This is a genomic window from Bacillus sp. B4EP4a (genome assembly GCF_006680105.1).
In the GTDB taxonomy this organism is placed as follows: Bacteria; Bacillota; Bacilli; order Bacillales; family DSM-1321; genus Peribacillus; species Peribacillus simplex_E.
Window position 1 is genome coordinate 206,835 of the sequence record NZ_VHIK01000003.1, and the last position, 14,218, is coordinate 221,052.

General features: G+C 41.5%; 14 protein-coding genes. 2 read left to right on the top strand and 12 right to left on the bottom strand.

Features of this window, described 5'->3' with window-relative positions; all coding sequences use genetic code 11:
* Positions 1-27 precede the first annotated feature (27 nt).
* From FNK51_RS01450 to FNK51_RS01485, 8 genes are all read right to left on the bottom strand, one after another.
* Positions 28-1,950 (bottom strand): stage V sporulation protein D, encoded by a 1,923-nt coding sequence (locus FNK51_RS01450; protein WP_098371086.1) that lies wholly within the window; start codon positions 1,948-1,950, stop codon positions 28-30.
* 112 nt (positions 1,951-2,062) lie between these two features.
* Positions 2,063-4,219, bottom strand: a complete 2,157-nt coding sequence (locus FNK51_RS01455) for a penicillin-binding protein (protein WP_141992217.1) — start codon at positions 4,217-4,219, stop codon at positions 2,063-2,065.
* Positions 4,220-4,221: 2 nt separating this feature from the next.
* Positions 4,222-4,578, bottom strand: coding sequence for a cell division protein FtsL (gene ftsL / locus FNK51_RS01460; RefSeq protein WP_076366682.1), 357 nt, complete (start codon positions 4,576-4,578; stop codon positions 4,222-4,224).
* A 33-nt stretch (positions 4,579-4,611) separates the two neighbouring features.
* A complete protein-coding gene (gene rsmH / locus FNK51_RS01465; protein WP_034313911.1) occupies positions 4,612-5,544 on the bottom strand; it encodes a 16S rRNA (cytosine(1402)-N(4))-methyltransferase RsmH in 933 nt (310 codons plus the stop codon).
* Between the two features lie 52 nt (positions 5,545-5,596).
* Positions 5,597-6,028, bottom strand: a complete 432-nt coding sequence (gene mraZ, locus FNK51_RS01470; RefSeq protein WP_034313914.1) for a division/cell wall cluster transcriptional repressor MraZ — start codon at positions 6,026-6,028, stop codon at positions 5,597-5,599.
* Between the two features lie 344 nt (positions 6,029-6,372).
* Complete coding sequence (gene bshC, locus FNK51_RS01475; RefSeq protein ID WP_141992218.1) at positions 6,373-8,001, bottom strand: bacillithiol biosynthesis cysteine-adding enzyme BshC; 1,629 nt, start codon at positions 7,999-8,001, stop codon at positions 6,373-6,375.
* A gap of 109 nt (positions 8,002-8,110) precedes the next feature.
* Positions 8,111-8,503, bottom strand: a complete 393-nt coding sequence (locus FNK51_RS01480) for a DUF3397 domain-containing protein (RefSeq protein ID WP_141992219.1) — start codon at positions 8,501-8,503, stop codon at positions 8,111-8,113.
* A gap of 4 nt (positions 8,504-8,507) precedes the next feature.
* Positions 8,508-9,392 (bottom strand): 2-dehydropantoate 2-reductase, encoded by an 885-nt coding sequence (locus FNK51_RS01485; protein WP_141992220.1) that lies wholly within the window; start codon positions 9,390-9,392, stop codon positions 8,508-8,510.
* A gap of 463 nt (positions 9,393-9,855) precedes the next feature.
* Here FNK51_RS01485 and FNK51_RS01490 point away from each other — a divergent pair, with 463 nt between their 5' ends.
* Entirely contained in the window at positions 9,856-10,344 is a 489-nt protein-coding gene (locus FNK51_RS01490) for an N-acetyltransferase (protein WP_098371091.1), read from the top strand.
* A gap of 44 nt (positions 10,345-10,388) precedes the next feature.
* Here the strand turns inward: FNK51_RS01490 and FNK51_RS01495 are convergent, their stop codons facing one another.
* The 4 genes from FNK51_RS01495 to FNK51_RS01510 form a co-directional block, all read right to left on the bottom strand.
* The gene (locus FNK51_RS01495) at positions 10,389-11,009 is read right to left on the bottom strand and encodes an RsfA family transcriptional regulator (protein WP_098371092.1); all 621 of its coding nucleotides are present in this window, start codon (positions 11,007-11,009) and stop codon (positions 10,389-10,391) included.
* 78 nt (positions 11,010-11,087) lie between these two features.
* Positions 11,088-11,852 carry an enoyl-CoA hydratase/isomerase family protein gene (locus FNK51_RS01500; protein WP_141992221.1) on the bottom strand — a complete coding sequence of 255 codons (765 nt, stop codon included), beginning with the start codon at positions 11,850-11,852 and terminating at the stop codon, positions 11,088-11,090.
* A gap of 148 nt (positions 11,853-12,000) precedes the next feature.
* Complete coding sequence (gene rpmF, locus FNK51_RS01505; RefSeq protein WP_034313929.1) at positions 12,001-12,174, bottom strand: 50S ribosomal protein L32; 174 nt, start codon at positions 12,172-12,174, stop codon at positions 12,001-12,003.
* 65 nt (positions 12,175-12,239) lie between these two features.
* On the bottom strand, positions 12,240-12,761 hold the full coding sequence (locus FNK51_RS01510; protein ID WP_141992222.1) for a YceD family protein: 522 nt from the start codon (positions 12,759-12,761) through the stop codon (positions 12,240-12,242).
* A 218-nt stretch (positions 12,762-12,979) separates the two neighbouring features.
* On the opposite strand from FNK51_RS01510, the gene FNK51_RS01515 reads away from it, so the two are divergent.
* Positions 12,980-14,185: a nucleotidyltransferase gene (locus FNK51_RS01515; RefSeq protein ID WP_141992223.1), complete on the top strand. Its 1,206-nt coding sequence runs from the start codon at positions 12,980-12,982 to the stop codon at positions 14,183-14,185.
* Positions 14,186-14,218: the final 33 nt, after the last annotated feature.

Here is a 14,218-nt window from a genome sequence, read left to right on the forward strand (position 1 = left end):
TTTAACTATTCATATATTATATTATACTTATTCTGTATTTTCGCCAAGATAAATTCTTATTGTGGAGCCTTGTTTTACTTTAACACCTGGATCCGGGGCTTGATTTATGACTTTATCCCCATTTCCGGCAATATCCAGCTTAAGGTCGATCAGCTGGGTTTGCAACTCTTTTTTGCTTAGACCCACAACGTCAGGTACCTCGACCATGACAGGATCCGTCCAGACCGTTTCCTTCTCAATCTGGTTTTTCCTTGGCTTGACGCCCATGGCCCTAAGTGAATCCTCCATGATATTCCCAACGATTGGTGCGGCAACGACCCCGCCGAACTGTACCGTTCCTTTCGGATTATCCACAGCTATATAAACGACGATTTGCGGATCATCCGCTGGTGCGACCCCAATGAATGAGAGAATATAATTATTTTCAAGGTATCTGCCATTTTCAGCTTTTTGGGCTGTACCCGTTTTCCCGCCGACTCGGTACGACTCCACGAATGCTCCTTTACCGCTACCTTGGGCGACAACGGATTCAAGTGCTTCACGGACTTTCTTCGAGGTTGCTTCTGAAATCACTTTTTTCTTCGCCTGTGGGGTCTTTCGCATCAGCACTTCCCCATTTTTTGGATTCACAAGTTCCTTCGCGATATAAGGTGTATACAAAGTTCCGCCATTCACAGCCGCCGATACCGCTGTCACCTGCTGAATGGGCGTTACGGCTACACCTTGTCCAAACGCTGTCGTTGCCTGCTCAACCGGACCCACTTGATCCATGTTGAACATGATTCCTTTTCCTTCTCCTGTTAAATCAATCCCCGTCTTTTGCCCAAACCCAAAATCATTTATATATTTAAACAGCTTGTCTTTACCAAGCCGGTTCCCTAATTCTACAAAACCAGGGTTACATGAGTTCTCGACGACTTCAAGAAAAGTTTGGTCCCCATGTCCTCCGCTTTTCCAGCAATGCAGTGTAGACCCTGACACTTCCACATGTCCGGAATCATAAAAATGTTCCTTTTGTAAGTCGACCTTCCCTTCCTCAAGCGCCGCAGCAAGCGTGATGATCTTAAAAGTCGAACCTGGTTCATATATACTCCAAACTGGTAAATTACGATTATACACTTCTGAAGGTACATTTTGAAAATTGGCCGGGTCGAAGGTTGGCCTGCTTGACATTGCCAATATTTCCCCTGTATTCGGGTCCATTGCAATGGCAATTAGACCATCGGGATCATATGTCGCCTCCGCATTATCGAGCTCCCTCTCCACAATTGTCTGGATTTTGCTATCGATGGTTAGCTTCAAGTTATCACCATCAACAGGGGGCTTATAGTCATCGGCCATATTCTCAAGCCTTTTCCCTTTCGCATCGGAGTAAAATTTAACGAATCCTTTTTCTCCGCTTAGTTCCTTATCATATGACAATTCAATACCCATCAACCCTTGATTGTCAGAGCCTGTAAAGCCAAGAACATGCGAAAGGTATTCACCAAATGGGTAATGGCGCTTTGAATCTTCAGCTATATAAACGCCCTTTATCCCTAATGCTTTTATTTCCTTCGCCTTTTCATGAGATATCTTTCTGCCTTCCGGAATTCTGACGCTCATCGCCTGTTTCGTTAACCATTGATAAGCCTTTTCCTTTGTCATATCCAATATTGAAGCAAGCTGTTCCGCCGTCTCCCCAGGATTCTCAATCTGTCTTGGGATGACATAGACTGTTGGAGCAGATATATTCGTTGCCAGCTCAACACCATTCCGATCGAGAATTTCTCCTCGTTTGGCTTCAAAAGGAATATTCCTGCTCCAGGAATCTTTAGCCAGCCCCGTCAACTTATCCCCTAGATAAAACTGTACAATTCCCAATCGGATATCAATGATAAAAAAAACAACGATACCGATCGCCAATGCGATTGCCAGCCGTTTTCGGACAGTAACATTCGAAACACGCAAAAACAGGCACCTCCATTTCATACATGCTTCAATATATGCTTGTCTACTCGATGCTAGACTAGAAACTTTGTAAGAATTAAAGAGGGGATCCATTTGGATCCCCTCTTTATCTTCACTCTGTTGTCTCTTTTGTCGGTATATCTTCACCAGCCCCTTCAGGCTGGGATAATTCAATATTGAAGGTCTCTCCTTCCTTCACTTTTTTCCCGGCCTCAAGACTTTGTTTACTCACATATCCAGTACCTTCAGTTTTTAGCTCCAGTTTTGCAACCTTAGCCAATTTCATAACATCGCGCAGGGACCATCCCTTCATGTCAGGAACTTTCATTTCTCCTTCCGTCCTCAGGATTATCCTTTCACCCTGTAACAGTATACTCCCCGCTTTTGGGGATTGATCGAGCACTTTACGCCCACTGCCGATCGTACTTACATCATAGCCAAGTTCCTTCAGTTCTTTGACAGCTGAACTTTCGGTTTGATTCGTATAGTCAACGATTTTATTTGCTTTTTGTTTTTTAACCTCAGAAGGCTTTATGTTTAGATATTGCAGGCTATTTTGCATGACAGGATTAAATATCTCTGACAATGGATCAGCCCCAACATAAGATACACCTAACTTCGGCTGCTTGACCGCCACATACATGACCAACTGCGGATCATCTTTTGGAGCCATACCTAAAAAGGAGAATACATAGTTATTTTTCCCTTCTAAATATCTACCTGTCGGACCAGGAATTTGTGCAGTACCGGTTTTCCCCGCTACTTCATATCCATCAATGGCATATTTTTTCCCTGTTCCTTTTTTCGCGGAAATTACCGTTTCCAAATAATCACGTACTTGTTTTGCAGTTTCTGCCGAAATCGGTTGCCCTGTCACTTTTGGCTTTGTCGTTTTCAAAATTTTTCCGGTATCTTGATCGGAAATGCTTTTTATCACGTACGGCTGCATCATTTTTCCGTCATTGGCTATTGCGGATGCAGCTTGGATTTGTTGAATCGGTGTAACGGTCGAACCCTGTCCAAAGGAAGTAGTAACTTTTTCAAGCTTATACTTGTATTGAATTTTTCCAGTTATCTCGTTCGGCAGGTCAATTCCCGTTTTTTTATCAAATCCGAACTTAGTCAAATACTCACGGAAAGTATCCTCTCCTATCTTATCCATTGCAAGAGTGGCAAAAGCGACGTTGGAGGAACGTTGAACCCCTTCAAGAAATGTCATGCTCTTCCCTCTTTCGATTCCGCTATGATCTCCGATTTTCCCCGATCCGGCTTTGTAGGTTCCAGCGACAAAGCTTTCATTCGGATTAAAGACCCCTTCCTCAACAGCCGCGGCAAGGGTGAATGTTTTCATGGTTGATCCCGGTTCGAAGCTTTCTTCAATAGCCAGGTTACGCCAAGTATCCGTAAGCCCGACTTTCGTTGTCGGGTGGAAGGTAGGCCTTTGCCCCATCGCCACAATTTCCCCCGTTTTTGGATTGGAGACAATCGCTATGATTTGCTCGGGATCGTATTTTTCCTGCACTTTGCTCATCGAATCTTCCAGGAACGTTTGTATTTTCTTGTCGATCGTAAGCATAACATCATTGCCATTATCCGGGGCAACCACCTTTTCCTTCGTATCCGGTAAAAGAAAGCCCCATGAGTCACTGTCATATGTCAGCTCCCCGTTCGTTTCCTGTAGTTCTTTATTGAGGTACTTTTCAATGCCGAACTTACCAGCCATTTCTTCCGTTTCTTCATCCTTTTCTACATAGCCAATCAGATGGGAGGCGAAAATTCCATTAGGATAAAAACGTTTATTCGTACTTCCGAATGTAATTCCCGGCAGTTCCATTTTTTCTATTTTCTGCTTGACGACCTGAGTCAAATCCTTGCCCGCACTGCCAAACTCCACCTGGTATGCCCCTTTTTTCGTAAGTCTTTCATAAATGTCCTGTTCATCCATGTCGATATATTTAGCTAGCTTACTAGCGGTCATCTCCGGATCCTTGACATGCTCCGGCTCCTTTTCACTGAGTACAGCCCTTAAGATATAGGAGGGAGTATCCTCAGCGATGACTTCACCCTTAGTATCGAGTATGCTTCCCCTTTTGGCTTCTAGGACCTGTTTTTTTTCATATTTCTTGTCGATTTTCGAAGCCAGTACCTCCCCGCCTGCTGTACCTGTCACCTGAATATACAAAAAGCGGCAGACTAATACAAAAAAGAGCAGGCCGAATAAGAAGAATAATCCGGCTGCCCCATGCTTCATATTTTTTTGTTTCTGCATTATCACTGCACACCCTTCACATTATTCTCATTTAACTTGAAGCCTAGCGCTGCAGCTTTTTTCCAAATTCTTTCGTATGTACTAAGTTCAGCAACCTGTACTTTCAAATCTTCATTCACTTTACCCTGTTTTTCAATCGACGTTTCCACTAGCTGGATTTCTTTATTCGTTTCATAGATGGCCGCTTGATTAGAGACTATTTTCACTCCCATAAAGGTAACCATGATAGCAAGGGCACATAGTAAGAAAACTTCACCAATGGATATCTTCGCTTTACGGATGACCACTGTTTGATGCGTCTGTTGCTGCTGTTGGTCTTCATATTGCTGTTCTTGTATTTTTTTGGCTATGGAACTCATTCATGTTCCCCCTCTACTGATTTTTTTCTGTGATTATTGCTTTTCGGCGATTCTTAACTTAGCCGACCGGGAACGATTATTCCCTTCCAATTCTTCTTCAGAAGGTAAAATCGGTTTTCTCGTAATTATTTTCATAGTTGGTTTGAATTCATCCGGGATAACTGGAAGTCCAGGCGGAAGGTCCGGCATGCTACTGGCTTTTTTAAATACCGTTTTACAAATTCTATCTTCTAATGAATGGAATGTAATGACAGATATTCTTCCTTCTTTATCCAAAAGCGATATGGCTTGCTCCAAGGAATCTTCAAAGACACCAAGTTCGTCATTCACAGCGATTCTTATTGCTTGGAACACTCGTTTCGCAGGGTGTCCGCCTTTACGTCTTGCCGGGGCCGGTATTCCATCCTTAATTAACTCCACAAGCTCGAATGTCGTTTCAATCGGTTTTATTTCACGTGCCGCTTCAATTTTCCTGGCAATTTGTTTCGAAAACTTTTCTTCGCCATATTGGAAGAAAATTCTCAGCAAATCATGGAATGACCAAGTATTCACGACATCATAGGCAGAAATGGCAGCACTTTGGTCCATCCTCATATCCAAAGGTGCATCATGGTTATAGCTGAAACCACGCTCTGGTGTATCCAATTGTGGGGATGACACACCTAAATCATAAAGGATCCCGTCCACTTTCTCGATTCCCCGGGCATTCAACTCTTCTTTTAAGTATTTAAAATTATTAGGAACAAGAACAATACGTTCGCCATAGCTTTCCAATTTTTCCTTAGCATTCCGAATCGCCGTTTCGTCCTGATCAAAAGCATAAAGCCTACCCTTGTCAGAGAGCTGTGAAAGTAAGTATTCGCTGTGACCGGCTCCTCCTAAAGTACAATCCACATAAATTCCATCAGGTTTGATGTTCAATCCATCAACCGTCTCTTTTAATAACACTGTTGTATGTTGAAACATGCTAGACATCCTTCCAATCGGTTATTGAGTGACCCTATTTCTGGGGGCAGCCTTAAATATCAAAGCCAATCATATTTTCTGCTATCTCAGCGAAAGAATCCTCAGAAGCTGAAAAATAGTTTTCCCAAAGGGATTTGCTCCAAATCTCAATACGATTGGTAACACCAAGAATTACACATTCTTTTTCCAATTGGCCATATGAAGTAAGCGGCGTGGGGATATTAATTCGCCCTTGTTTATCAATTTCGCACTCTGTAGCTGCAGAAAAGAAAAAACGGGTAAAGGCTCGGGCATCTTTTTTTGTTAAAGGTAGGGCTTTCAGCTTTTCTTCAAGCAGCTTCCACTCTTCCATAGGGTAACCAAATAAACATTGATCGAGTCCGCGGGTAAGGACAAATTGCTCCCCGAGATTTTCCCTGAATTTCACTGGGACAATCAAACGGCCCTTTATATCGATGTTATGATGGTACTCTCCCATGAACATACCCACAACCCCCACATTCTAATCTCAATGTACCACATTCCCCCACCTTTCTCCACTTGTTTTTACTTTCTCCTTCTAAGTAAAAATTCCCTTCTTTTCTACTTAAGTTTATTTAGCCAAATTATTCACAGAAACGTGCAATTCCCTCGAATGGACTCAGACTAAGACGCAGTCCCACCATTACTGTCGAAGCACTACCTGACAATAGCCCAGAAAACAGAAAAAAAAGACAGGCTTTAGCACCTGTCTTTTTTACACTTTTTAATCCCTCCGGCAGGATTGGTTTGTGGCAACCCTATTCAAATTGAAGTGTCCGCCACTTTTCCCCAAAACGGATGGATTTTCTAAATGAAAATCAATTTATGCTGATTATTGAACCGGTATTCCAGTTTCATCATATCCCGTACGAACTCTGGCCCGTATTGATTCAAGTAATAAAACACATTCCAAATCCTCTCCTGAGGTGATCCAAGAGGGTACAGTGAATTTGCAATCCGTTCATATTTTTTCAATATGACCGAATGCCGTTCCTTTGTACGGTCACCGATTTTGCCATACATGAAATTCAATTGCTTTTGAATGAATTCGATGTTTTTGTTCAACATCGGCTCAAGTCCTCTATCTAAAGAGACAGCGTGGGCAAATAGCTTTTCATGGTTCTCTTCAAGCTGTGATTTCAGTGTCCCGAACAGAGTGTCAATCGTCTCATCTTTCACCGAATCAAGGTAACTTTTCACAGCATTAGCGGTTCCTTCAGTCAGAACAGTTTCCAAACCGAGTTCCATTTCTTCAAGGTCGCTATGGATACTGCGCTCTACCAGCGTGATATTCAACCTAGGAATGATTGGCGGCATCTTCATGGAAAACAACTCAAATGCCTTTTTTAATTCTGCCCAATAAGCTATTTCCCCAGGTCCAGAAACGAAAGCCAATACAGGGAAAAGCATTTCCTGCATGAGCGGGCGTGTAATGACATTGTTGCTTAATCGTTCAGGATGATTTTTGGCAATCTGCAAGAGTTCCTGCCCGGTAAATGATACTTCACCGTTTTTTCCGCTGAAACCACCTTCTACACGTTCGAGTAAACATCGATCTTTTTTTTCTGGATCATAATAAAATAAATTAGCTGCCCGTTTATCCATTTCAATCATTTTTGCATACCCTTTCGCATGCATGAATGATTGCTGTTCCTCGACCACTTCAGCAATCCGTTCACTTTCATTGACCATCGATTCAAAGTATGCCTTCTCAATTCGCCTTAATTCCGGATCACCGGCATCGACTAGTAAAAGGCCATATTCTTTGAACCATTCATGAATCAGTCTGGCGAAGAAATCGACGAAAGTATTCGATTGCTTAATGGTTTCCTTCATATCAATCAGGAGTTTATTCGTAAAGGCCGTTTCGCCATAAGTTTCAATGATTTCCTCAAGCCATTTCTCAGCCTTATCCGTTTCCAGCTCTACATCAGAAACCATTGTTTTATACGGCTGATAGGAAGGATAGGTTTTTTTATCGGGTTTACCGTTTTTCATAACATAAACATGATTGACTTCAGCCAAATCATGATCTTCTCCAGCTATCCAAAAAACTGGAATGACTGGCTGCCCAAGTTCTTTTTCCTGTTCTTCCGCAAGCTTAATGATCGAAATCACTTTATGAATGGTATACAGCGGCCCTGATAATAACCCTGCCTGCTGCCCTCCAATTACCACCACGGAATCATCCCTGCGCAACCTTTCAATATTCCCCTTAACTGCCTCACTGATTGAAAAATGGGACATGTATTGTTGTATGTAATCCGACAATTCATCACGTAAAAAAGAGCGGTTCATCAATTCATTATATCTATTGAGATAAATGTCAGGCTTAGACAAGTCATAGTGAAAATAATCCTCCGTTTCAAGACGGTTTTGTAAATAGTCCGATGCAAAACGGTTTAAAGATGGTAACGCGAGATCTTTCATCTCCATTTCTGTTCTCCCTTTCTCTGCAACTACAATTCTTTTTAGAGTATAACATTCCGGTTTAAGAAAACAAAAGAAGTTGCCCAGCAGCAGAAAATTGATGCGATGTTCTATGTTATGTAGTCAATATCTTCGTAATACTTGCAATTATGCCAATGGAAAATAATAGAAGGTAAGCTACAAAAAAGAAGGCGAAGTTCACTCTCCAAAAACCCTTTAATACCTTATGGAAAATGATTTCCTGTTTTACCTTGTAATGGACAAGGACCACCACGAATGCGTTGATGATCATGATCAGCATGATCACCCAAAGAATTTGCTTATCCCAAATCGTAATGATCAAATAATGGACGGATAATATGAACAGCAGCGTACTCATGTCCATTGCAAATTGAACGGAGCGCCTATGGTTTCCAGTGTATTGTTTGGCACTTATAAAAAAAAGTAAATACCCTACGAAAGGCAAGGTAATAAATATCGCGGCAATACTTGAAACTACGTACGGCACATGCTCATCCCCCCTGAGACTCTTTTCCTTTGACCATCTTATATAGAGAAGATGTCAGGCAATCACTTTTCCCTTTACTCTTTGCCTCCGAGAGGATATGACCCAAAATAGCATCAATTTCCGTTTTACGGCCATTTTCTATATCTTTTAGCATTGACGATCGATTTTCGGCAGTTGCCATACAAACGGATTTCACATGTTCAAATGACTCATCCTTATTTTCAACTTCCAAAATACCGGAGATTTCTTCAAAAAGCTCTTGAAATAATTGGTAGTAAAAGGAGTTAGTGATTAAACCGCCATTTTCCACATCAAGTATCGCCGTTAACGGGTTTATCACTGCATTAACGACAAGCTTATCGATCAGCATCGAGTGAAAATCCTCACTCTTCGCAAAAGGAAAATGATCCAACCTTTCATTCACTAACGATAGTTGCTCAAGTTTCCCTTTAAAGGAAGCGACCCTAGTAATGCCGTGCCCTGTATGCTCCACGGTATTCCCGTCATGTTTCAATGCCCCATGCTCCACTACCCCCACATATATGGTCTGGGATTGAAGCTGCTTTAAATAAGAAATATGCCCATAGCCATTCTGCAAGAATAGCAATGGAACCTGAATACCTTTGATCCTAGGCAATATTTGCGGCAGGTGATATTGCTTGACGGCCAATATCAGAAGATCCACATCCGATATCCCATCATCCAGGCACTTGGAAATGATGCCTGTCAGCAGTCTGCTTTCACCATCCGCAATAAGACGGATTCCATCACGTTGGATGATGGACGCCTGATCCGCAGTATGAGTATAGAGTGTCACACCATGTTTTTCACTTAAATGAGACGCAAACAGCAGCCCTATGGCCCCTCCCCCAATGATTCCAATTCTCATAATACCCTTCCTTACTTTTTGAAATATATTCACTATTTTATCACATTATCTTTTTTATCCTGCATCAATTTTCCCATCGTTGGAAAACGCAGCACATCTGATTGAATGAAATTAAACTGCCATTAACAAGGCTCGTCATAAAATACCAATGAAAAGAATTATTAATACGCCATTGAAGATATATTTTCTTCTTTAAGCGTTAATTTAATGGTATATTAGATACGAAAAGCTTAGCCATTTTGAATACTTTTAGGAACAAAAGATAACTCCAAACTCAACCCGCGAGAAATTGAAGGGAAAAGGGCGGGGGATAAAAGGCTATAAGCATTTAGACAGCTAGGATAAGTCGATGATGTCATACTAGATTTGACCTTAGCTGGAATTCCACATCGTAAAGATCAGTGGGATGACTTTCAAAGGGTACTATCGAAGAGGTTTATCAGAATTAAGGGGGAGCTTTTTTATGGAATACAAGGTAGAACGATTACTTGTAAATTTTAAAACGCTTGAGGAATTCAAAAAATTCAAAGAATACGGGATACAGGAACTGTCAATGCTAGATGATTTAGAGGGTAACATCATCGAAAATGACAGCCAATCACCTTTTTACGGAATCTTTTATGGCGACAAACTTGTAGCCCGCATGAGCCTGTATAAAAGAAGTGCTAAATTCGACCAGTATTTTGACAAGTCTAGGGACTTCCTTGTTCTTTGGAAACTTGAAGTCCTGCCTAACTATCAGAAAAAAGGTTATGGAAGCGCTTTGGTCGAATTCGCCAAAAGCCTGAACACGCCTATCAAAACCAATCCAAGAGTTCATTCACAAGACTTTTGGAAAAAGATGGGTTTTTCTGCTGTTTCCTATGATTTGGACAGGGACCTCGGAGAAAACCCGCTGATTTGGAGCCCATTTGACATACAAGATAATAAAGAAATAGATACACAAGAATAAGGAAGCATCAAGAAAATGCGGGCGGATTTTCCCACCCGCATTTTTTATTTATTGACCCTTTCCAGATTACCATTCTTATCCATTTGGAAACTCACCTTCGGGTTAGTCTTTTCGTCCTCTTGTACACTAAGTTTTCTCGCACGCTCCATAATCTGCATTAACGCACGGTAATCTTCCTCAACAGCTTTCAGGTTTTCTTTAAGCAATACATTCTCTTCCAATAATCGTGCATTTTCCCGTTCAAGAAATAGGGACCGCTCAGAAATCCGTTCTTTTTCCTTATTATCAAGCTGAAAGAATTCATCCATTTTAGTTAAATATAATATAACTTCCTGAAGGGTAATAGATTCTTTATCTTCATGCTCGGGCGTTTTTTCTTCAATCGTGACATTCTCCGCCACTGCAACCGAATCCATTTCCATTTCAGGATTATTGACTACCTGTTCTTTCCTTTGTTTTTTCGCCAGCTCTATCCCAGACTTATATTGCTTCCTTACAAATGAATTCCAACGGAACCCACAAGCAGCAGATGTCCTCGATAACTGTTTCCCCACTTCTTCAAACGCCTTTAATTGTGTACTGCCTTCTCGTATATGCCTCAGTACCACTTCAGCCAACAACAGATCCTCATCATGATTCCATGCATCTTGTCTCGCAATCGTCATCTCTCTACCTCCCAGCAAGTTTTAATTCATAATATGCACATGCTAGGAAAGATAGAAGATATATAGAGCGTGTAATATTTATTTTTTCTTATTTAAAAAACGATTGACTGCAGCATGATGCTCATCACTCGCCCACAGTTTAGAACATTCCCGGATTTCCGCATCCATTCTTCCTTTAAGCCCGCTACCCTGCCATTTATGGACCAGCAATCGTTTATAGGCCATCAATACCCCTGTCTCATGGCGAAGAAAATCTTCTGCGAACATTTCCCATCCATCCGTACCTTCTCCGACTATCTCATCTACGAAACCAAATTCCTTTGCTTCCTCAGCTTTATGTATTTTTGCATCCAATAATAGCTTTAGCGCTTTTTGCTCTGGTATTTTTTCAAGTAAAAGTGAAGCTCCGCCCCAGCCTGTCGTTATTCCCAGTGTACCTTGCACAAACCCTAGCTTGACTTCACTCTTTGCTAATCTGAAATCACAAGCTGTCGCTATTTCGCATCCACCGCCGAAAGCACTTCCATTGATGAGCGCTATTGTTGGTTTTGGGAAAACTGCTAGTTTATACAGAATTTCACCCATTTTCGATAACATAGCAAAGGCCTCTTCTTCTGTGTGCAAATCCTGAAATTCCCTTAGATCCCCACCTGAACAGAATGCCTGAGATCCCGCCCCTGTCAGGACTAGCAACTTAACTTCATCATCGTATGCAGCTTCTGACAATATCAACTCAAGTTCGTCCATCAATTGATAATTCACGGCATTCCTTTTCTCCGGTCTATTAAATAGGAGCTTCATGAAACCGCGTTTATCCTTTTCAACTTCAATCACCTGATCCATGTAAACACCTTCTCCAAAATCATCGGCAAACATAGATGATTCAAAATATTCTGCCAAATATATTTGTAAAAAAAGCACAGAGAAAAATCCCTGCGCTTTGATTAGCGTGTTGCATCAAGAAAGCAAAGCTCTCAAGTAGGTCAAGAAATTATTTTGCGACAACTTCTTTTCCTTTATATGTTCCACATTCTTTACAAACGTGATGTGAAAGAGTCATTCCACCACAGCTCGGGCATTCTACCATACCAGGTACTTGAAGCTTGAAGTGCGTACGACGTTTTCTTTTTACAGTTTTCGACGTTCTTCTAAAAGGTACAGCCATTATTCCCACCTCCTTAAAAAATATAAAAAAGCTGGAAAAATCGGATTAACGATTTTTCGTTCCAATCAAGATTCTTTATTGTTGTCAAAAAAGTCGGCAAGCTTTGCAAATCTCGGATCAACCTTATGCTCATTTTCCTCTTCAGAAATAACAGCCCAGTCTTTTCCGGATTGAGGAGCAGCTTCGTTCGAATCGACATCCTCACAAAAAACCTGCATCGGAATTTCTAGCAATAAATTTTCTTTAATTACCGGTATTAGGTCTACAACTTCACCTTCCACAACAGTGACATCATCTCCGTAGAAATCAGCGCCATCTGCCTTTAAAAGAAAGGTTTCCTTTGTATCAATATCAATCGGATATTTAACGTCTACCAGTGTACGGGAGCAAGGTAATGTTAATTCACCTGAAAGATGCAAGTGAAAAGTAATCTCGGTCGAGCTGATATCAGCTCTTCCTGCTACTCTGATCGGAGAAACATCGCGAATTTGCGGGTCTCTTTCTCTAATGTCCAAGACATCCACCAGTTCATCAAACCGTAAATCTTTGTCCCGAATTTTTTGAAGTTGACTAATCGTCCATTTCAAATGAAATCACCTCAAGGCAACAAAAATAATTATAGCTTTCAATTATAAGTTTGTCAATATTTTTTCTTTACACTATAATGTAGTCATCCTAACTGATTGTCTAAGTTTAAGAATCATTTCAAACAAAGAATCCGGACGATTACTTATAGTAATTTTACTTGAAATACTATTTTAGCACTAAGTTGATAAAATACAAAGTTTTTCTCTGAGGTGAACGAATGAAAGCTTGCGGTTTAGTAGTCGAATATAACCCTTTTCACAATGGACATGTTTTACATGCAAGAGAAAGTAGAGAAAAAACAGGGGCAGATGTTGTGGTCGCTGTTATGAGCGGACCCTTCTTACAGCGTGGCGAGCCTGCTATCGTCAGCAAGTGGACACGTGCCGAAATGGCCTTGAACGGCGGCATAGATCTTGTCATTGAGCTACCCTATGCTTTCGCGACACAGAAGGCGGAAATATTTGCAAAAGGATCTATTTCTCTTTTGGAATCCCTTGGCTGTGACTCCTTTTGCTTTGGAAGCGAGGATGGCAGAATTGAACCATTCATCACTGCCCACAGAATTCTATCGGATAATTCCGCTGCATTCGATGCCGCAATTAAATCGGCTATGGATGCCGGTAATAGTTATCCGGCCAGTGCTGCCCAGGCTTATCGATCGATCATCAATGGTGATGCCGGATTGGATTTGACTAAGCCAAATAATATTCTTGGAAAGGAATATGTAAGTGCTGCACTTTCAAACGGCTACTCCATTCGCCCTTATACGATTCAAAGGGTCGCTGCCGGATACCATGAAACAAAGTTGTCCAAAGACCCTATTGCCAGTGCAACGGGGATACGAAAAGCCATCCATGAACACCAGGAGTTAAATTCTGTTTCCAGTTATATTCCTCAACCGACGATGAATGGTCTTGAGCAATATTTAAAGCACTACCATGCCTTGCATGACTGGGAAATGTATTGGCCCATGTTGAAATACCGAATCCTTTCTTCCTCTTTAACCGAATTAGCGGGGATATACGAAATTGAGGAAGGCATTGAACACCGGATAAAGGAGATGGCCAAACAATCTTCGAGCTTTTCTGGATTCATGGCAGCCCTGAAGACAAAACGCTACACATGGACACGACTACAACGGATGTGTGTCCATATATTGACCCATACATTAAAGGAACAGGTGATTCACAATGACCAACCAGCCTATATCAGACTTCTTGGCATGAATGGCCGGGGACAAGATTATCTTCGCACTGTAAAAAAAGGCTTACCCCTCCCGCTCATCTCTAAACTTTCGTCCTATCAGAAACAGGATATCGATACGGACTTGCGAGCGGCACAGGTGTATGCATTGGGCTTGTCGGAACCATATCAAGCTGCATTGATGAAACGGGAATATGAATCTCCCATCATTTTCAAATGAAGAATCGTTTAAGCTTTGCCCGTCCATCCTTAA

Bases quoted from the DNA above. Each gene is read 5' to 3' on its own strand.
- ftsL (WP_076366682.1), bottom strand. From the start codon at position 4,578: ATGAGTTCCATAGCCAAAAAAATACAAGAACAGCAATATGAAGACCAA.
- bshC (WP_141992218.1), bottom strand. From the start codon at position 8,001: ATGGAGATGAAAGATCTCGCGTTACCATCTTTAAACCGTTTTGCATCG.
- FNK51_RS01500 (WP_141992221.1), bottom strand. From the start codon at position 11,852: ATGGATCAGGTGATTGAAGTTGAAAAGGATAAACGCGGTTTCATGAAG.
- mraZ (WP_034313914.1), bottom strand. From the start codon at position 6,028: ATGTTCATGGGAGAGTACCATCATAACATCGATATAAAGGGCCGTTTG.
- FNK51_RS01495 (WP_098371092.1), bottom strand. From the start codon at position 11,009: ATGACGATTGCGAGACAAGATGCATGGAATCATGATGAGGATCTGTTG.
- FNK51_RS01455 (WP_141992217.1), bottom strand. From the start codon at position 4,219: ATGCAGAAACAAAAAAATATGAAGCATGGGGCAGCCGGATTATTCTTC.
- FNK51_RS01515 (WP_141992223.1), top strand. From the start codon at position 12,980: ATGAAAGCTTGCGGTTTAGTAGTCGAATATAACCCTTTTCACAATGGA.
- rpmF (WP_034313929.1), bottom strand. From the start codon at position 12,174: ATGGCTGTACCTTTTAGAAGAACGTCGAAAACTGTAAAAAGAAAACGT.
- FNK51_RS01485 (WP_141992220.1), bottom strand. From the start codon at position 9,392: ATGAGAATTGGAATCATTGGGGGAGGGGCCATAGGGCTGCTGTTTGCG.
- rsmH (WP_034313911.1), bottom strand. From the start codon at position 5,544: ATGTTTCAACATACAACAGTGTTATTAAAAGAGACGGTTGATGGATTG.
- FNK51_RS01490 (WP_098371091.1), top strand. From the start codon at position 9,856: ATGGAATACAAGGTAGAACGATTACTTGTAAATTTTAAAACGCTTGAG.